Below are 16,918 nucleotides of genomic sequence, written 5' to 3'. Positions count from 1 at the left end.
CTTATTTCACGGCGTAGGGCAGAAGCGCCAGAAAGCGGGCGCGTTTGATGGCACGGGCCAGTTCGCGCTGCTTTTTGGCCGACACTGCGGTGATGCGGGATGGCACGATCTTGCCACGCTCGGAAATGTAGCGCTGCAGAAGACGTGTGTCTTTGTAATCGATCGCCGGTGCGTTGTCGCCCGAGAAGGGGCACACTTTGCGGCGGCGGAAAAATGGTTTGGCTGCCATGGTTTAACGTCCTTTGTTCAAGCGTTGATCAACGGCGTTCGCGGCGTTCGCCACGATCACCACGTTCGTCACGTTTCTGCATCTGCACGGATGGCAGTTCTGCATGTTCATCGACCTTGATGGTCAGAACGCGCATAACGTCATCATGAAGACGCATCAGGCGCTCCATTTCCTGCACGGCAGGGGCCGGTGCGTCGGACCGCAGAAAGGCATAGTGACCTTTGCGGTTCTTGTTGATCTTGTACGCCATCGTTTTGACGCCCCAATACTCGTGATCCACGAGGTTTCCGCCATTGTCGGACAGAACGGTGCCAAAATGTTCGATAAGGCCTTCGGCTTGCGTGTTGGACAGGTCCTGACGCGCAATCATTACATGCTCGTAAAGGGGCATGTGCACTCCTACTTTTATATCAAGGCGCATTTCAAAGGCAGGGCGGTTCGCCTTTTGCTGCCCCACCACGAGAGACTGCGCGGTTCAAATCTTTGCAAAAGGAACGCCCCATATACACGGTTTGCAGGACAGGGCAAGGGACGCTGTCACTGGCCGGCGTTACGGTGCCTAGCGGCGGGCCAGACAGCCAATGACATTGGCCAGAATTCTGGCGGCCGTCAACGCGGATGTACCGGTGCTGTCGCGTGTCGGGACAAATTCGATCATATCGAACGCGACCAGATTACAGGTTCTGGAGACTGCCGCGATCAGATCAACGGTCTGGTAATAGGTCAAACCACCGGGGGTCGGGGCCATGACCGCCGGCATGATGGAAGAATCCAGGCCGTCGCAATCAATCGTGATCATGCAGCTGGACGCAGGTGTCAGGTGCTGCATGACGGTTTCGATATCATTGCGGTGCAATTCCCGCGCGGGAATGATCGTTGCCCCCCAGTCGCGCGCAATTTCCACTTCTGTGCGGCGCGCAGACCCCAAACCGCGAATGCCGACCTGCACGATCTGTTTTACATGATCCATTTCCGAGGCGCGCCGCATTGTGCTGGAAAAGCCCAAAGGTTCGCCGCGCCGTTCATCGCGCCAGTCGATATGCGCGTCTATCTGGATGATGGTCAGCGGCCCCAATGGCTCCAACGCCTTGATAAAGGGGATCGGTGTGGAATCGTCACCCCCGATCATCACCGGGACGGCACCCGCCTTTAAAATTTCGGATGTCGCGGTTTCGATCAGGGACCGGTTGCCTGCGCCGTCCTGAAAAGATGTTCTAAGGTTGCCCGCATCGGCCACGCGACAGGGTCCATCGTTCAGAAGCGGGCCGTCCAGATCAAAATCCCAGTGGTCAAGCCATTGGGAATCTTCCGCCAAAGCGGCGCGCAGGCTGTCTGGTGCGGCAGCATAAGGCGTGTTGTCGATATCACGGTAGGGCGTTCCATGCGGTGCGCCGAAAATGACGACATCCGCGTCAGGCAGTTCATGTTCCTTTTTTGCGCCCATGAAGGGAACGTCAACCGGATCAAACATGGATGGCACTGGGCACCTCTTTCAGATCGCTTTTCTTGCATGACACTAGGAAGTGTGGGGCTGGCTGGAAAGGTAAAACAGTGTTTTCGGTCCGTCACATTCTGGGTTTTCTGCCGCACCTTCGTCGTGCAACTGCCTGTCAATGACCTTGGGCCTGCCCCATTCCTGCCGTGATGTCCCGCGAATGTAAGAGCAATCAAAAACGAAATAGAATTTCACGAGTACACAAGGGATGAATAACATGACTGCAACTTCTGAATTTTTGTCTTCGGGTTCAAAGCACGGAACTGCAACGGCGTCTCAGGATGCTATTTCCGGCGGATATGACGATGGTTCTGCCATCATGCGCACGTCGATGCGTGTACTGGGTGCCGGCTGCGTTCTGGCCGCGTTTGCGCTTTGGGTCGCGCCCGGTGCGATGTGGGATGCCGAAGTATTGCTGATGAAACTGGTGATGTCGCTGATCTGCGCGCTGAGCGGACTGGCACTGATGCAGATGTTTCCGGCACCGGACAAATCCGAAATCCAGTTTGACGCAATCCGCCGCGAGGTCCGTATTGTGGATGGCGACAAGGCCAAAACCATTTTGCGCCGCAGCTATGACAGTCTGGGCGGGGCCAAAGTGACCACCAATGTTGTGACATTGTGGGATATCGATGGCAGTGAGCTGGCCAGCTTTCCGATCGAAAACGACGATACGCGCCGTGCGCTCAGCCGCCAGTTGGACACATTGTGCGTCTGAAGGATTGTGGACACCGGCTTTGCTAAACGCCAGTGTTCACGTGATCACAGGGTCTGTTGATTTCTGCTGAATTGTAAAAAACGGGTCGTGCCTATTTATGAAGGGCATGACCCGTTTTCATTTCAGGAGCCAAATCAAATGAAACTGTTCCCAATTGCCGCTGCGGTGGCGCTTTCGGCCACGACCGCACTGGCCGAAGCTGAAAAATACACCGTTGATGCCAGCCATTCCCAAGTGGCGTTTTCCTATAATCACGCCGGATTTTCTACGACGCACGGCCTGATTTCCGGGTTCGAGGGCGAGGTGATGTTTGATCAGGACAATCCGGCCGCATCTTCTGTTGCGGTTTCGATTGCGGCGGACCGGCTGGTCACCGGCTGGCAGGCGCGTGACGATCATTTTCTGAAATCCGGTGATTTTTTCAAACTGGGGAAATTTCCGCTGGTGACATTCACATCCACCGGAATCGAGGTCACGGGCGAAGATACCGCGCTGATCACCGGCGACCTGACATTGAATGGTGTGACCAAACCGGTGGTGCTGGATACCGTTCTGACCGGAGTGTTCGCGGAGTATCCGTTTCCGCCGTTCAACGGCAAACCGGCAATCGGCTTCAATGCAACCGGATCGGTGATGCGCAGTGATTTTGGCCTTGGGCTTTATGCGCCATTTGTCGGGGACGAGATCGCGCTTGAGATTTCGATTGAAGCAATGAAGCTGGATTAAAACGTCCGCCCGTAAGGTAAAAAGCCCGTCCTGCCATATCGGCGGGGCGGGCTTTTCGCATCTTCAGGTGTCCGCTTGGCTGGCACGCAGGGTGGCATCCACCTTGACTGGAAAGCCCAGCGATTTTTCATCGCTCATGCTGTCGCCAATACCGAAATCGCGCCGGTCCAGCATCAGATCGCCGCGCATCTCGGCCACTCCGTCTGTTATTGCCAGATCAAAGTTCAGAGTGACGGGAACGGTGGCGCCCCTGATCGTCAACGTGCCCTCGGCAACGTAGCGATCATCGGGCATCGGCAGGATGTCGGCTGTAAAACGGGCGGTGGGAAATGTCGCTGCATCAAAGAAATCGGGGCCAAGGGCCTGCGCTGTAACTGACCCAAGGGACAGGGAAGGAATGGCGATGGTCACGTCGACACTACCGGCGCGGTCGTCCCGTTCGGTTGGATCAAAGGTGATGGCCGCCGTCCAATCGGCGAAAGTGCCGGTGACGGTGCTGCCGAACTGAGTCACAGAAATAGTGATCGCGCCATCCTGCACGATCCATTGCGATGGCACGTCTTCCAGCGCCGCACCGGGCACCGTCGCTGTGTCGCGGTGGAAAAAGCCGGCATAAGCTCCCGCCGTAAGGGCCGCGGCCCACACAATCAGGGCCGCGATCAAGGGCAGGGCGGTTTTGTGCTGCGGCGGCGGTGCGGGCGCGTTCACATGGCCGGGCAGCATGCGGCGCAGCGTGGCGTCTCGGTTGATGATGTGATGTTTCAGCGCGCCGGCGATGTGCAAGACAAGGGTAACGATCAACAAGCGTTCCAGAACCTGATGCAGGCCACTGAACAGATGCGCGATACCTTCATCCTTGGACACAAAGGGCAGGGACTGACCGAAAGGCCACCAGATCGGCGCAAAGCCTGTTGTGGCCGCATGGCCGATCCAGCCCGTCAGCGGCACCAGAACCAAAGACCCGTAAAGCAGCCAGTGGGCGGTTTCCGCCAGTGTTGCCTCTAACCGGTTGTCAGCGTTCAGCAATCCGGGTTTGGGCTGGGTGATTGCCCAGAAAATGCGTGCCAGAGCGACAAAAAAGATGGTTATGCCCAGTGTTTTGTGGATCGAAAACAACAACGCCTTCTGCGCCAATTGCCGGGATGTGTCATAGGCCATGTCATTGGCGATGATCCCCAGCGGAATAACCGTCAGGATCAGCAGCGCCACCAACCAGTGAAAGGTTTTTGCGACGCTGCCATAGCTGTGGCTGGTGTTGGAACGTGGCATGGCGTGATTCCCCTGTGGATCGCGCCAGACTGTAAGCTGTTGGCGCGAGGCGCAATATGCGTTGCCGCACAGGCGGTCTGCGGACGCGCGGTGCAAGGCTTGTCTGGCTTGGCGGTGCAGTCTACACCAAGGCAACTGGACAGTAGGAGGACCCCCATCCATGACAACCGCATTCGTGTTTCCCGGCCAAGGCGCCCAAAGCATCGGTATGGGGCAGGCGCTGGCGCAGACCTATCCGGCGGCCAAGGCCGTTTTCGACGAGGTTGACGACGCCCTGGGCGAAAACCTGAGCGGATTGATCTGGGAGGGGGAGCAGGAGGCGCTGACCCTGACGCAGAACGCGCAACCGGCGCTGATGGCGACATCGCTTGCGGCGATGCGCGCGCTTGAGGCAGAGGGGATCAAAATCGGCGATGCGGCCTATGTTGCAGGCCATTCGCTGGGCGAATATTCGGCGCTGGCAGCGGCGGGCGCAATATCGATCGCCGATACGGCCCGACTGTTGCGGATCCGCGGCAAGGCCATGCAAGAGGCTGTTCCGGTGGGCGTGGGCGCAATGGCAGCGCTGTTGGGGCTGGATTTCGAAGCGGCCAGATCGGTCGCGACCGAGGCTGCAAAGGGCGAGGTATGCCAGGCAGCCAATGACAATGATCCGGGGCAGGTGGTCGTTTCGGGCCACAAGCCTGCGGTGGAGCGCGCGGTGGAGATTGCCAAGGCGCACGGGGCAAAACGCGCGGTTTTGCTTCCCGTAAGCGCCCCGTTTCATTGTGCATTGATGCAGCCCGCCGCAGATGCCATGGCAGAGGCACTGAGCGCCGTTACAATTTCCGCGCCTGTCGTGCCACTGGTGGCCAATGTCCGCGCCGAGGCCGTAACCGACCCGGGCGAAATTGCATCGCTTCTGGTGCAGCAGGTCACAGGATCGGTGCGATGGCGGGAAAGCGTGTTGTGGATGGCGCAGCAGGGTGTCACCGAGATTTGGGAAATCGGCGCAGGCAAGGCGTTGAGCGGGATGATCCGCCGGATTGATCGCGAAATCGCAACACGGGCCTTTGGCACACCGGAAGACATTGCTGCCCTATCGGCAACTTGAACAGGGAATGAAGAATGTTTGATATTTCAGGAAAAAATGCACTGATCACAGGCGCGTCGGGCGGTATTGGCGGTGCGATTGCAACGGCACTGCACAGCGCAGGGGCGACGGTTGCCCTGTCGGGGACACGCACCGGCCCGCTGGAAGAGCTGGCTGCGGAACTGGGCGAACGCGCCCATGTGTTGCCTTGTAATCTGAGCGATATGGCAGCTGTCGATGCATTGCCCAAACAGGCGGCCGAGGCGATGGGCAGCGTTGATATTCTGATCAACAATGCAGGCATTACCCGTGATAACCTGTTCATGCGAATGTCGGACGAGGAATGGCAATCGGTACTGGACGTGAACCTGACCGCAACCTTCAAGCTGTGCAAAGGCGTGCTGCGCGGCATGATGAAGGCGCGTTGGGGGCGGATTATCAACATCAGCTCCGTGGTCGGGGCCACCGGCAATCCGGGTCAGGCGAATTATGCCGCGTCCAAGGCGGGGATGGTCGGAATGTCCAAATCGCTGGCCTATGAGGTGGCAAGCCGCGGAATAACGGTAAACGCGGTTGCGCCGGGTTTCATTGCGACGGCAATGACCGACAAGCTGACCGATGATCAGAAGGCCGGGATTCTGGGCCAGATTCCGGCAGGGCGTATGGGCGATGCAGAAGAAATTGCTGCAGCAGCATTGTATCTGGCCAGCCCCCAGGCCGGATATGTCACAGGAACGACCTTGCATGTGAACGGCGGTATGGCCATGTTGTAGGCGATCACAGCCGCGCAGTTTGAACGGTTGTGAAAGCGTTTGCCATCGGCGCATGGTGTGCTATAGGCGGCGCAGTTTTTTCCATTGGGCGTTTGCAGCGCCCTTTGGCCCCCGATGTTTTCGGGACCAGAGCCAGACCCGTCTGGGGATTATCCAAGCCAACCCTTTCGGGTAAGGGCAACACCGGGCCAACGCGCCCACCATTATGAGGACTGAATATGAGCGACGTTGCAGACCGCGTTAAAAAAATCGTTGTAGAACACCTTGGTGTCGAGGAAGACAAAGTGGCGGAAAACGCTTCTTTCATCGACGATCTGGGCGCAGACAGCTTGGACACCGTGGAATTGGTGATGGCGTTTGAAGAAGAGTTTGGCATTGAGATCCCGGATGATGCAGCCGAAACCATTCAAACCTTTGGCGATGCAGTGAAGTTCATTACTGAAGCTTCCTGATCCGGCACTTTCGTTAAGTAAAACGGCGTCTTTCTGCGGAAAGGCGCCGTTTTGCGTTATAAAGGCAATCGCGTGCTTGCGGATCGGGCCAAAGCGCTTCAACACAGACACTGAGCCTTTCGTTATTACCGGACCCCGCCCCATGATCCGCGCCGTTCCCCTGATCAATACTTCGCGCCTGACGCTGCGCCCTTTGCGGATGGAAGATTTTGCCCGGTTTGCCGAGATTTGGGCTGATCCAGAAGTGGCGCGGCATGTGTTTGGACAACCGCGCAGCCGTGGGCAAAGCTGGCGCGCGTTTGTGCGTATCGCAGGCCAATGGCAACTGACCGGATTCGGGCAATGGGCGATCGAAGACCGCGCCAGCGGCAAAATGATCGGCCAAACCGGGTTTTTCAACGGCGGGCGTGATCTGGGCGCAGATTTTGATCCCTTTCCCGAAACCGGCTGGGTTCTGGCGTCAGAGGCGCAGCAAAAGGGATTGGGAAGCGAGGCCACCATGGCCGTGCATGATTGGTATGACAGGGTGATTCCGGGGCCCTTGGTCTGCATGGTCGCCCCGGAAAATGAAACCTCTCTGAAACTGGCGAATGCGCTTGGTTATTCAAATCTGCGCATGACAGAGCATGATGGATCGAAGGTGCAATTGATGCGCCGGGACAAAGCACCGCAACGCTAATCGGCGCAAAATGACGCGAACGGACAGGTTTGTGCCGAATTGAAAGCAACGCCACCTTACGTTAGGGTATAAGCGCAGGATCGGGCGCTGGTTCTGGGCGTCTTGCTGCCAATCAGAAGGAATGGTGTCATGATTATTTATCCGACAATCGAGTTGCAACACGGCCGCTGCGTGTCGTTGAAACGCGGACGGATCGAAGAGCCGATGATCTGGCATGTGGACCCGGTGGAAACGGCGCGTGGGTATGCCGCTGCGGGGGCAGAATGGATGCATCTGACCGATTTCGACGGAATCGAAGGGCGCGATGAAAACAATGAACTGATCGAACAGATTATCCGGTCGGCGGGAATTCCCGTACAGCTGGGTGGCGGTTTTCGCACAGTTGCGTCGGTCGAGCGCTGGATCGAAAAAGGTGCAGGGCGGATCGTGATCGGTTCGCTGGCCACACAAGATCCGCAGACCGTCAAGGATATGGCAAAACGTCATCCGGACCAGATCGTACTGGCGGTGGATGTGTGGAAGGGACAGGTGATGTCGGATGGCTGGCGTCAGGCCAGTGCCTACACGCCGTCCGCATTTCTGAAATCGTTCGAAAACACGCCTTTTGCGGCGATTGTGGTCACGGATATCGACAGTGACGTTGTCGAGGGTACGGAAGCGCAACTGGGGCTGGTTGCCGGCCTGGCAAGCGAAACGCGTATACCTGTGATCGCTCGCGGCACTGTGCATTCGGTCGATGACATTTCGCGGCTGAAATACGTGTCTGGCATATCCGGTGCGATTGTCGGACGCGCGCTGTTTGACAAGACAATTGATCTGAAAGAAGCGATTGAACTGGCAAGGCCGCAGGCCGAACCGCTTGCAGCGTTCAAGTAACCGCCGGCCAAAAACCATTAGGGCGCAAACCCGTACCGCCCCAGCAAAAAACGCAGGGCAGGTGCCGGTTTGCGCCGGTCTTTGCCATCGGGTCTTGTACCGCCTCTTGCCCCCGTGCCCCTGCGCGGGGTAAGAGCGCAGGAACGTGAAAAGGTAAGAGGGCATTCCATGCGCAGAGTAGTAGTTACGGGGCTGGGTCTGGTCACACCACTGGCGTCTGGCGTAGAAGAAACATGGCGCCGGTTGCTTGAAGGTCAATCGGGCGCGGGAACGATCCAGCGCTTCGATGCCAACCATCTGGCCACAAATTATGCCTGTGAAGTTCCACGCGGAGATGGCAGCGACGGAACTTTCAATGCCGACGACTGGCTGGAGCCAAAAGAACAGCGCAAGATCGACGATTTTATCCTGTTCGGGATCGCGGCTGCTGAAATGGCCGTGCGCGATGCGAACTGGACCCCGGAGGACGAAGAAGACCGGCTGCGCACCGGTGTCATGATCGGCTCCGGCATCGGTGGCCTGTCCTCGATTGCTGATACAGCGGTATTGATCAAGGAACGCGGCCCGCGCCGGGTGTCTCCTTTCTTTATTCCGGGTGCCTTGATCAACCTGATTTCGGGGCAGATCAGCATCCGGTACGGGTTCAAGGGGCCAAACCATTCGGTAGTGACGGCCTGTTCGACTGGGGCGCATGCAATCGGTGATGCAAGCCGGCTGATCCAACATGGTGATGCCGATGTGATGATCGCAGGCGGTGCCGAGGCCGCGATCTGCGAAATCGGAATTGCCGGTTTTAACGCTTGCAAAGCGCTGAGCACGAAACGTACCGATGATCCCACAGCGGCCAGCCGCCCCTATGACACGGACCGCGATGGGTTCGTGATGGGCGAAGGCGCGGGTATTGTTGTGCTGGAAGAATATGAACACGCCAAGGCGCGCGGCGCGAGAATATACGCGGAAATTCTGGGCTATGGCCTGTCGGGGGATGCCTATCACATCACCGCACCTTCGGAATCCGGCGAAGGTGGCGAGCGTTCGATGCGCGCTGCGCTGAAAAACGCGGGTCTTGAGCCGGCGGATGTGGATTATATCAACGCCCACGGTACAAGCACCATGGCTGATACGATTGAATTGGGCGCTGTAGAGCGCATGATGGGCGATGCCGCTGCAAATGTGACCATGTCTTCGACAAAGTCGTGCACCGGCCATTTGCTGGGCGCGGCCGGCGCGATCGAGGCTATTTTTTCGATCCTCGCGATCCGCGATCAGGTGGCACCGCCGACGATCAATCTGGACAATCCGGCAACGCAAACGCCGATTGATCTGGCCCCGAATACCAAACGTGAACGCAAAATCGACGTGGCGCTGTCCAATTCCTTCGGGTTTGGCGGCACCAACGCGTCGATTGTCATCGGCAAAGCACCAAGCTGATGTGGCGCAGCGTCGCTTCGAACGGGATTTCGTTTCTGGCAGTGGCCCTGTTCCTGCTGGGCGGCGTCATTTTGTGGGGAAAGTCGCAATACACCGCCGAAGGCCCGCTGGACCAGTCGATCTGCGTGCGCGTGGACCGTGGCAGCAACATGGATATCGTAAGCCGCGATCTGGAAGCCCAGGGCGCGATTTCAAGCGGTGCCATTTTCCGGCTGGGTGCGGATTATTCCGACAAGACACAGGCGTTGAAAGCGGGCAGCTTTCTGGTTGATCCGCATGCGTCGATGGCCGAGATCGTGGATGCAATTACTCGTGGCGGTGCCAGCACCTGTGGAACGGAAATCGTGTACCGTGTGGGCGTGGCCAAGCTGAATGTGCTGGTGCGGGAACTGGACCCGGCGACAAACCGGTTCATCGAACGGGCCGAGTTTGATCCTGCGGAAGAAACCGTGCCGGAAATCTACACGGAAACGAAATCGGACAGTGACACGCGCTTTCGGATCGCGCTGGCAGAAGGCGTGACCAGTTGGCAGGTGGTGGAAAGCCTGGAGGCGATGGATGTGCTGGAAGGCGAGATTGCCGAGGTGCCTGCCGAAGGTATTTTGGCGCCTGACAGCTACGAAGTCGTCAAGGGGACGCTGCGCGAGGATGTGTTGGCCCAGATGCAGGCGGTGCAGGCAGCTCGGATCGACGAAGCCTGGCAGAACCGGAGAGACGATCTGCCGATCCAGACGCCCGAAGAGATGCTGATTCTGGCGTCGATCATCGAAAAGGAAACCGGTGTGGCAGAAGAGCGCCGGCAAGTCGCGAGTGTTTTTGTGAACCGGCTGAATCAGGGCATGCGCCTGCAAACTGATCCGACCGTGATTTACGGCATCACCAACGGAAAAGGCGTTCTGGGGCGCGGTTTGCGCCAGAGCGAATTGCGGGGCGATACACCGTGGAACACCTATGTGATCGACGGTTTGCCGCCCACGCCGATTGCCAATCCGGGACTGGCCAGCCTGCGGGCCGCGGTGGACCCTGATACGACGCCTTTCGTATTCTTTGTGGCCGACGGGACGGGGGGCCATGCCTTTGCCGAAACGCTGGACGAGCATAACCGCAACGTCGCGCGCTGGCGCGAGATTGAAGCCGAACGGGCCAATAACTGATCGGCGCGCCTGGTGCGCCGGCAGAGTCCGTATTTGCGACAAAACGAAGCTGTGGTGGTGTTTCGTCGGAGGTTGATGGGCGTCAAGAAGTTAGTAATTTGTTTATTATACCGTACGCTTAGGGAGGGATGTTCAGGTGAAATGACTTGACTTTTCGCGCGGTGTAATGTAGTATTTACTGCAAGCTGGAAGACATGACAGAAGACATGACAGACGGGTCGGCAGATGAAAATCTGGCGGCCTTTTTTCGTGTCTCTTGTGCGGGGATCATGACGCCTGAGAGGTATGATGCCATATGACAGTGAACACCCCGGATGACGAAATTGCCCGACACGATGCGCTTGTGGCGATGGCCAGAACCGCATTGTCGGAACTGGCCGACCGCCATCGTGCGCGCACAGGGCGGGTGCATCCGTTCTGGGGAAACGGATCGCTGATGGCGGCGGCGCGCGCGCATCCGCTTGCTCCGGAACCGGATTTTGACAATGATAGCTATTGTGCCTGCATGGAACTGGTGTTGCGCGCGCTGGTCGACTGGCGCATCAGCCAGACGCGCAACTGATACACCGGGTGACAGTCGGGTTCAGCATCAGGCGCTTTTCGCCAATCTCTTCGCCACAATCATCGCAATAGCCGAATTCGTTGCTGTCGAGCCGGCGCAAGGCGGCGTGCAAAAGGCTGCTTAACTGCGTGCGGCGGGACTGTTGTGCCTTGGCCATGGCCTGCGCTTGCAGCGCATCCATCCGGCTCAGCCGCCCGACGGCCTGTTGATCCAATGTGACAACGGCCTGCGCGTCCTGACCAAGCGCGTCTTCCTGCGCAAGATCAGCCAGTCGGGTTTCGATCAGGGTGCGGTAACTTTCGCGCCGGGTGTCATTCATGTTTCGGATGGACCCCATCACGGGATTGCAATTTCGTTTTTTGCCTTTAGGTGATATATCATATGTGCAGGAAAAGGACATGATGTGATGGCCGAGACGCGGACAAAACTGGCAAGTGTGGATCCGGTATGGGACCGGATAAAAAAAGAAGCACAGGACGCGGTGCGCGACGAGCCGCTGATGGGCGGCCTGATCCATGCCTGTATTTTGCACCATAAATCCATTCAAAAGGCTTTGTCCTACCGCTTTGCGGCCAAGCTGTCGTCCAATGAAATGTCGCAGGTAATCCTGCGCGAGATTGCGGATAACGCCTATGCCGAATCCCCCGAACTGGTCGCCGCGGCACGTGCCGATCTGATGGCCGTCTATGAACGCGATCCCGCCTGCCACCGGTTTTTGCAGCCAATCCTGTTCTTCAAAGGGTATCAGGCGATGCAATCCTACCGTATCGGGCATTGGCTGTGGCAACATGGCAAACGCGATCTGGCGTATTTCGTTCAAATGCGCGTATCCGAGATTTTCGGCATTGATATCCATCCGGCGGCACAGATCGGGCGCGGCATCATGATTGACCACGCCCATTCCATCGTCATCGGTGAAACCGCCGTGGTCGGTGACAATGTATCGATGCTGCATTCCGTGACGCTGGGCGGCACCGGCAAGGAAGAGGAAGACCGTCATCCGAAAATCGGCAACGGTGTTCTGATCGGAGCAGGGGCCAAGGTGCTGGGCAATATCAAGATCGGTCATTGCAGCCGGATTGCCGCCGGATCGGTCGTGTTGGAGGACGTTCCTCCCTGCAAGACTGTGGCCGGCATTCCGGCCAAGATCGTTGGCGAAGCAGGATGTGACCAGCCATCGGTATCGATGGACCAGATGTTCGGGGTGAAACCCTGACGGATCACGCCATGAGAGAAACGTAGAAAGCGCAGCCAGTGGCTGCGCTTTTTTTTTGGATATTTTCAAACAGAAGAAGATCAGGCGAGCATGACCATCGGGTTTTCCAGATTGTCGACGATGGCCTGCAAGAGTTGCGCCCCAAGCGCGCCATCGATCACCCGGTGATCGACTGACAATGTCACCGACATGACCGTGGCCACGGACAGTTCGCCATCTTTGCCCACCACCGGCTTTTTCACACCGGCGCCAACGGCAAGGATCGCGCCATGCGGCGGGTTGATCACCGCATCGAAATTGTCGATGCCGAACATGCCAAGGTTGGAAATGGCGAAACTGCCGCCCTGATATTCATGTGGGGCAAGTTTGCGATCGCGCGCACGGGTGGCAAGATCTTTCATTTCGGCCGAAAGAGCGGACAGCGATTTCATCTCTGAATCGCGCAGAACCGGCGTGAACAACCCGCCTTCGATCGCGACGGCAACGGCCACATCGGACGGTTTCAGTTTCAACATCCTGTCACCGGCCCAGACCGCATTGGCATCGGGCACCGATTGCAGCGCGAGGGCGCAGGCCTTGATAATGAAATCGTTGACCGAGAGTTTGACGCCGCGCGATTCCAGATCCTTGTTCAACTGGCCTCGGAAGGCGAGCAGCGCATCAAGTTTGATATCGCGGCGCAGGTAGAAATGCGGGATCGATTGTTTGGCTTCGGTCAGGCGGGCGGCGATGGTCTTGCGCATGCCGTCCAGTTTAACCTCTTCATAGTCGCGATCCGCGTAGATTTTCGCAACCGCATCGGCCGACGGACCGGATGCCATGGCAGCGGGTGCGGCAGACGCCGCAGCCTGCGCAGGCGCAGCAGGGGCCTTGGATTTGGCGGGCGCACTGGCATCTTCGACATCCGCCTTGATGATCCGGCCACGCGGACCAGAGCCCGAGATATCGGCAAGGTCCAGACCCTTGTCGGCTGCAATGCGACGGGCAAGTGGGGATGCAAAAACGCGCGAGCCGTCAGATGTTGTCGGGGCTGCCGGTGCTGCGGCTGGCGCTGCGGACTCAGAGTCGGCGGGCGCATCTTTTTCCGGCGCAGCATCGGCAGCTTCCGCTTTGGCCGGGGCCGATGTGTCGATATCATCGGCACTTTCGCCTTCTTCCAGCAGAACCGCGATCGGGGTGTTGACCTTGACCCCTTCACTGCCTTCGGCCACCAGGATCTTGCCGACAATCCCTTCGTCCACGGCTTCGAATTCCATCGTGGCCTTGTCGGTTTCAATCTCGGCCAGCAGATCGCCGGAAGAGACTGTGTCGCCTTCCTTGACCAGCCATTTGGCCAATGTGCCTTCTTCCATGGTCGGGCTGAGGGCGGGCATGAGGATTTCTGTAGGCATGTTGCGCGCTCCTTACCGGTAGGTGACTTGTTTGACGGCGGCGATCACTTCGTCTGTCGTGGTCAGCGCGTGTTTTTCAAGATTGGCGGCATAGGGCATCGGAACATCCTTGCCGGTGCAATTGACCACGGGCGCATCAAGATAATCGAATGCCTGCTGCATGATCACCGAACTGATGTAATTTCCGACCGATCCTTGGGGCCAGCCTTCTTCGACGGTGACACAGCGGTTGGTTTTCATCACCGAATTCAGAATGGTGGTGGTGTCCATCGGGCGCAGGGTGCGCAGATCGATGACTTCCGCGGAAATACCTTCTGCGGCCAGTTTGTCGGCCGCTTCCAATGCATAGGTCATGCCGATGCCAAAGCTGACGATGGTGACATCGCTGCCTTCGCGCCAGATGCGGGCCTTGCCGAAAGGAACGGTGTAATCATCCAGATCCGGAACATCGAATGTGCGACCGTAAAGAATTTCGTTTTCAAGAAATACCACCGGATTGTCGTCGCGGATGGCGGTTTTCATCAACCCTTTGGCGTCGGATGCGGAATAGGGCATCACCACTTTGAGGCCGGGTACCTGCATGTACCATGCGGCGTAATCCTGGCTGTGCTGCGCGCCCACCCGTGCGGCGGCACCGTTGGGGCCGCGGAACACCATCGGCGCGCCCATCTGGCCACCGGACATATACAGTGTCTTGGCCGCCGAATTGATGATGTGATCAATCGCCTGCATGGCGAAATTCCACGTCATGAATTCCACAATCGGGCGCAATCCGGCAAAGGCGGCACCAGTGGCGATCCCGGCGAACCCGTGTTCGGTGATCGGGGTGTCGATCACGCGCTTGGCACCGAATTCGTCCAGCATCCCCTGCGAGATCTTGTAGGCCCCCTGATATTCGGCGACTTCCTCCCCCATCAGGAACACGTCTTCGTCGCGCCGCATTTCCTCGGCCATGCCGTCACGCAACGCTTCGCGCACGGTCTGGGTTTTCATCTTGGTGCCTTCGGGCCAGTCCGGTGTCAGATCGGCGGCGGGAACCGGGGCAGGGGTGGCGGCCTTTGCCGGGGCCGACTCTTTTGCAGGTTCTTCGGCCTTTGGCGCCTCTTCTTCTGCGGCGGATGCGCTGTCGGGTATCGCCGACGCATCTTCGCCTTCTTCCAGCAGAACGGCGATGGCGGTGTTCACTTTCACGCCTTCGCTGCCTTCTTCGATCAGAATCTTGCCGATCACGCCTTCGTCGACCGCCTCGAACTCCATCGTGGCCTTGTCGGTTTCAATCTCGGCCAGAATATCGCCGGAATTGACGGTATCGCCTTCTTTGACCAGCCATTTGGCCAATGTGCCTTCTTCCATCGTTGGTGAAAGGGCGGGCATCAGAATTTCGGTTGCCATTGCTTAATCCTCCTCGGCCCTTCAGGCGTAAATATCTGTCCAGAGCTCGTCCAGATCGGGCTCGGGGCTGGTTTTTGCGAATTCGGCCGAGGCGTTGACCACCGCCTTGATCTCTTTGTCGATTGCTTTCAGATCGTCTTCGGTGGCGTGTTTGCCGGTCAGCAGAAGCTCGCGAACCTGTTCGATAGGATCGCGCTCGTCGCGCATTTTCTGAACCTCTTCGCGGGTGCGGTACTTGGCCGGATCCGACATCGAATGGCCGCGATAGCGATAGGTTTTGATTTCAAGAATATAGGGGCCTTTACCGGCGCGGCAGTGCGCCACAGCCTTCTCGCCGGCTTCCTTGACGGCCAGAACATCCATGCCATCAACCATATCGCCCGGAATGCCGAACGCTTCGCCGCGATGATAGATATCGGGCGACGAGGTCGAGCGTTTCTGTGATGTTCCCATGGCGTACTGGTTGTTTTCGATGACAAAAACCACCGGCAATTCCCACAACGCCGCCATGTTGAAGGTTTCATAGACCTGCCCTTGGTTGGCAGCGCCATCGCCGAAATAGGTGAACGTCACATTGTCGGTACCGCGATATTTGTCGGCAAAGGCGATACCTGCGCCCAGGGGAACGTTCGCGCCCACAATGCCGTGACCGCCGTAAAAGCGTTTGTTTTTGCTGAACATGTGCATCGAACCGCCCTTGCCCTTGGAATAGCCGTCGATGCGTCCGGTCAATTCGGCCATCACGCCGTTCGGGTCCATTCCGCAAGCCAGCATATGGCCGTGATCGCGGTAGGTTGTGATACGGCTGTCGCCTTCCTTGGCGGTGGCCTCAAGCCCGACGACAACGGCCTCTTGCCCGATGTACAAATGGCAGAAACCGCCGATCAGACCCATGCCGTAAAGCTGTCCGGCCTTTTCTTCGAATCGCCGGATCAGCAGCATATCCTTGTAATAGGCTTTCAGTTCCTCGGTGGAAACGTTTGGTTTCTTTGTTGTTTTTCGGGCGGCCATGGCTGCGCTCTCCCTTATCTGCACAAATAGTTTAGCGTTAAACTATCTAATAACGGATTCAGGATTAAGACGCGAGTGCCAATATGACGCGCCGTCACTTCATCGCACTTAAGAGGTTACGCAGTCCTTAGCGGATCACGATTTCATCGGGACGCAACAGGCCCAGAACGGAACGCGCCTGTTCATCCAGAAGATCAAGATCAAGATAGGTGTCGGACAGGCGCAGCGTCAGGTTTTCCATCCGCGCGACATCCAGTTGCAGTTTCGCCAGTTCAACCTTCAGATGATCCGCCTCGGCCACGATTTCGGCGCGACGGAACAATCCGAAATCACCCTGCACTGCTGCAAAGGTAAAATAGATGCACAAAGCAAACGAGATTGCGAAAAAGATAAGAACGCCAAGGGCGGGGCGGGATGCGCGTGTCACTGAATATACTGCCTACGAAAACGTCTCTTGCCGGACGGTAAATGC

At 57.8% G+C, this 16,918-nt stretch carries 20 protein-coding genes; 11 read left to right on the top strand and 9 right to left on the bottom strand.

The window, feature by feature from the left end:
* Position 1: 1 nt before the first annotated feature.
* The 3 genes from rpsR to OLX72_RS17645 form a co-directional block, all read right to left on the bottom strand.
* Positions 2 to 229 carry a 30S ribosomal protein S18 gene (gene rpsR, locus OLX72_RS17655; RefSeq protein WP_005852865.1) on the bottom strand — a complete coding sequence of 76 codons (228 nt, stop codon included), beginning with the start codon at positions 227 to 229 and terminating at the stop codon, positions 2 to 4.
* Between the two features lie 28 nt (positions 230 to 257).
* Entirely contained in the window at positions 258 to 620 is a 363-nt protein-coding gene (gene rpsF, locus OLX72_RS17650) for a 30S ribosomal protein S6 (protein WP_114869910.1), read from the bottom strand.
* A 168-nt stretch (positions 621 to 788) separates the two neighbouring features.
* A complete protein-coding gene (locus OLX72_RS17645) occupies positions 789 to 1,700 on the bottom strand; it encodes an arginase family protein (protein WP_433990482.1) in 912 nt (303 codons plus the stop codon).
* 241 nt (positions 1,701 to 1,941) lie between these two features.
* Here OLX72_RS17645 and OLX72_RS17640 point away from each other — a divergent pair, with 241 nt between their 5' ends.
* On the top strand, positions 1,942 to 2,442 hold the full coding sequence (locus tag OLX72_RS17640) for a hypothetical protein (RefSeq protein WP_433989224.1): 501 nt from the start codon (positions 1,942 to 1,944) through the stop codon (positions 2,440 to 2,442).
* Positions 2,443 to 2,580: 138 nt separating this feature from the next.
* On the top strand, positions 2,581 to 3,168 hold the full coding sequence (locus tag OLX72_RS17635) for a YceI family protein (protein WP_114869912.1): 588 nt from the start codon (positions 2,581 to 2,583) through the stop codon (positions 3,166 to 3,168).
* 63 nt (positions 3,169 to 3,231) lie between these two features.
* Here the strand turns inward: OLX72_RS17635 and OLX72_RS17630 are convergent, their stop codons facing one another.
* On the bottom strand, positions 3,232 to 4,437 hold the full coding sequence (locus OLX72_RS17630; protein WP_114869913.1) for a cytochrome b/b6 domain-containing protein: 1,206 nt from the start codon (positions 4,435 to 4,437) through the stop codon (positions 3,232 to 3,234).
* 160 nt (positions 4,438 to 4,597) lie between these two features.
* On the opposite strand from OLX72_RS17630, the gene fabD reads away from it, so the two are divergent.
* From fabD to OLX72_RS17590, 8 genes are all read left to right on the top strand, one after another.
* A complete protein-coding gene (gene fabD / locus OLX72_RS17625; RefSeq protein WP_433989223.1) occupies positions 4,598 to 5,530 on the top strand; it encodes an ACP S-malonyltransferase in 933 nt (310 codons plus the stop codon).
* A 14-nt stretch (positions 5,531 to 5,544) separates the two neighbouring features.
* Positions 5,545 to 6,282, top strand: coding sequence for a 3-oxoacyl-[acyl-carrier-protein] reductase (fabG, locus tag OLX72_RS17620; RefSeq protein ID WP_433989222.1), 738 nt, complete (start codon positions 5,545 to 5,547; stop codon positions 6,280 to 6,282).
* Between the two features lie 218 nt (positions 6,283 to 6,500).
* Complete coding sequence (locus tag OLX72_RS17615; protein WP_039529899.1) at positions 6,501 to 6,734, top strand: acyl carrier protein; 234 nt, start codon at positions 6,501 to 6,503, stop codon at positions 6,732 to 6,734.
* 142 nt (positions 6,735 to 6,876) lie between these two features.
* Positions 6,877 to 7,413 carry a GNAT family N-acetyltransferase gene (locus tag OLX72_RS17610; RefSeq protein WP_433989221.1) on the top strand — a complete coding sequence of 179 codons (537 nt, stop codon included), beginning with the start codon at positions 6,877 to 6,879 and terminating at the stop codon, positions 7,411 to 7,413.
* A gap of 129 nt (positions 7,414 to 7,542) precedes the next feature.
* Positions 7,543 to 8,289, top strand: coding sequence for a HisA/HisF-related TIM barrel protein (locus tag OLX72_RS17605; RefSeq protein WP_114869917.1), 747 nt, complete (start codon positions 7,543 to 7,545; stop codon positions 8,287 to 8,289).
* 168 nt (positions 8,290 to 8,457) lie between these two features.
* The gene (gene fabF, locus OLX72_RS17600; protein ID WP_114869918.1) at positions 8,458 to 9,720 is read left to right on the top strand and encodes a beta-ketoacyl-ACP synthase II; all 1,263 of its coding nucleotides are present in this window, start codon (positions 8,458 to 8,460) and stop codon (positions 9,718 to 9,720) included.
* Positions 9,720 to 10,874, top strand: a complete 1,155-nt coding sequence (mltG, locus tag OLX72_RS17595; protein ID WP_114869919.1) for an endolytic transglycosylase MltG — start codon at positions 9,720 to 9,722, stop codon at positions 10,872 to 10,874. Before fabF ends, mltG begins: the two co-directional genes overlap by 1 nt.
* A 295-nt stretch (positions 10,875 to 11,169) precedes the next feature.
* Positions 11,170 to 11,436 (top strand): hypothetical protein, encoded by a 267-nt coding sequence (locus OLX72_RS17590; RefSeq protein ID WP_433989220.1) that lies wholly within the window; start codon positions 11,170 to 11,172, stop codon positions 11,434 to 11,436.
* Here OLX72_RS17590 and OLX72_RS17585 read toward each other — a convergent pair.
* Entirely contained in the window at positions 11,417 to 11,755 is a 339-nt protein-coding gene (locus OLX72_RS17585) for a TraR/DksA family transcriptional regulator (protein ID WP_254684746.1), read from the bottom strand. The two genes, OLX72_RS17590 and OLX72_RS17585, sit on opposite strands and share 20 nt — an antisense overlap.
* 87 nt (positions 11,756 to 11,842) lie before the next feature.
* Here OLX72_RS17585 and cysE point away from each other — a divergent pair, with 87 nt between their 5' ends.
* Complete coding sequence (gene cysE / locus OLX72_RS17580) at positions 11,843 to 12,652, top strand: serine O-acetyltransferase (protein WP_433989219.1); 810 nt, start codon at positions 11,843 to 11,845, stop codon at positions 12,650 to 12,652.
* An 80-nt stretch (positions 12,653 to 12,732) separates the two neighbouring features.
* Here cysE and OLX72_RS17575 read toward each other — a convergent pair whose 3' ends face one another.
* The 4 genes from OLX72_RS17575 to OLX72_RS17560 form a co-directional block, all read right to left on the bottom strand.
* Complete coding sequence (locus tag OLX72_RS17575; protein ID WP_114869923.1) at positions 12,733 to 14,043, bottom strand: pyruvate dehydrogenase complex dihydrolipoamide acetyltransferase; 1,311 nt, start codon at positions 14,041 to 14,043, stop codon at positions 12,733 to 12,735.
* Positions 14,044 to 14,055: 12 nt separating this feature from the next.
* Entirely contained in the window at positions 14,056 to 15,435 is a 1,380-nt protein-coding gene (locus OLX72_RS17570) for a pyruvate dehydrogenase complex E1 component subunit beta (RefSeq protein ID WP_114869924.1), read from the bottom strand.
* 21 nt (positions 15,436 to 15,456) lie between these two features.
* The gene (pdhA, locus tag OLX72_RS17565) at positions 15,457 to 16,446 is read right to left on the bottom strand and encodes a pyruvate dehydrogenase (acetyl-transferring) E1 component subunit alpha (RefSeq protein ID WP_114869925.1); all 990 of its coding nucleotides are present in this window, start codon (positions 16,444 to 16,446) and stop codon (positions 15,457 to 15,459) included.
* A gap of 127 nt (positions 16,447 to 16,573) precedes the next feature.
* Positions 16,574 to 16,873, bottom strand: a complete 300-nt coding sequence (locus OLX72_RS17560) for an FtsB family cell division protein (protein WP_114869926.1) — start codon at positions 16,871 to 16,873, stop codon at positions 16,574 to 16,576.
* Between the last annotated feature and the right edge of the window lie 45 nt (positions 16,874 to 16,918).

The organism is Sulfitobacter sp. TBRI5 (assembly GCF_051013555.1).
Classification (GTDB): domain Bacteria; phylum Pseudomonadota; class Alphaproteobacteria; order Rhodobacterales; family Rhodobacteraceae; genus JL08.
This window is presented reverse-complemented; position numbering and strand designations above follow the sequence as displayed.

Bases quoted from the DNA above. Each gene is read 5' to 3' on its own strand.
- rpsR (WP_005852865.1), bottom strand. From the start codon at position 229: ATGGCAGCCAAACCATTTTTCCGCCGCCGCAAAGTGTGCCCCTTCTCG.
- rpsF (WP_114869910.1), bottom strand. From the start codon at position 620: ATGCCCCTTTACGAGCATGTAATGATTGCGCGTCAGGACCTGTCCAAC.
- OLX72_RS17645 (WP_433990482.1), bottom strand. From the start codon at position 1,700: ATGTTTGATCCGGTTGACGTTCCCTTCATGGGCGCAAAAAAGGAACAT.
- OLX72_RS17640 (WP_433989224.1), top strand. From the start codon at position 1,942: ATGACTGCAACTTCTGAATTTTTGTCTTCGGGTTCAAAGCACGGAACT.
- OLX72_RS17635 (WP_114869912.1), top strand. From the start codon at position 2,581: ATGAAACTGTTCCCAATTGCCGCTGCGGTGGCGCTTTCGGCCACGACC.
- OLX72_RS17630 (WP_114869913.1), bottom strand. From the start codon at position 4,437: ATGCCACGTTCCAACACCAGCCACAGCTATGGCAGCGTCGCAAAAACC.
- fabD (WP_433989223.1), top strand. From the start codon at position 4,598: ATGACAACCGCATTCGTGTTTCCCGGCCAAGGCGCCCAAAGCATCGGT.
- fabG (WP_433989222.1), top strand. From the start codon at position 5,545: ATGTTTGATATTTCAGGAAAAAATGCACTGATCACAGGCGCGTCGGGC.
- OLX72_RS17615 (WP_039529899.1), top strand. From the start codon at position 6,501: ATGAGCGACGTTGCAGACCGCGTTAAAAAAATCGTTGTAGAACACCTT.
- OLX72_RS17610 (WP_433989221.1), top strand. From the start codon at position 6,877: ATGATCCGCGCCGTTCCCCTGATCAATACTTCGCGCCTGACGCTGCGC.
- OLX72_RS17605 (WP_114869917.1), top strand. From the start codon at position 7,543: ATGATTATTTATCCGACAATCGAGTTGCAACACGGCCGCTGCGTGTCG.
- fabF (WP_114869918.1), top strand. From the start codon at position 8,458: ATGCGCAGAGTAGTAGTTACGGGGCTGGGTCTGGTCACACCACTGGCG.
- mltG (WP_114869919.1), top strand. From the start codon at position 9,720: ATGTGGCGCAGCGTCGCTTCGAACGGGATTTCGTTTCTGGCAGTGGCC.
- OLX72_RS17590 (WP_433989220.1), top strand. From the start codon at position 11,170: ATGACAGTGAACACCCCGGATGACGAAATTGCCCGACACGATGCGCTT.
- OLX72_RS17585 (WP_254684746.1), bottom strand. From the start codon at position 11,755: ATGAATGACACCCGGCGCGAAAGTTACCGCACCCTGATCGAAACCCGA.
- cysE (WP_433989219.1), top strand. From the start codon at position 11,843: ATGGCCGAGACGCGGACAAAACTGGCAAGTGTGGATCCGGTATGGGAC.
- OLX72_RS17575 (WP_114869923.1), bottom strand. From the start codon at position 14,043: ATGCCTACAGAAATCCTCATGCCCGCCCTCAGCCCGACCATGGAAGAA.
- OLX72_RS17570 (WP_114869924.1), bottom strand. From the start codon at position 15,435: ATGGCAACCGAAATTCTGATGCCCGCCCTTTCACCAACGATGGAAGAA.
- pdhA (WP_114869925.1), bottom strand. From the start codon at position 16,446: ATGGCCGCCCGAAAAACAACAAAGAAACCAAACGTTTCCACCGAGGAA.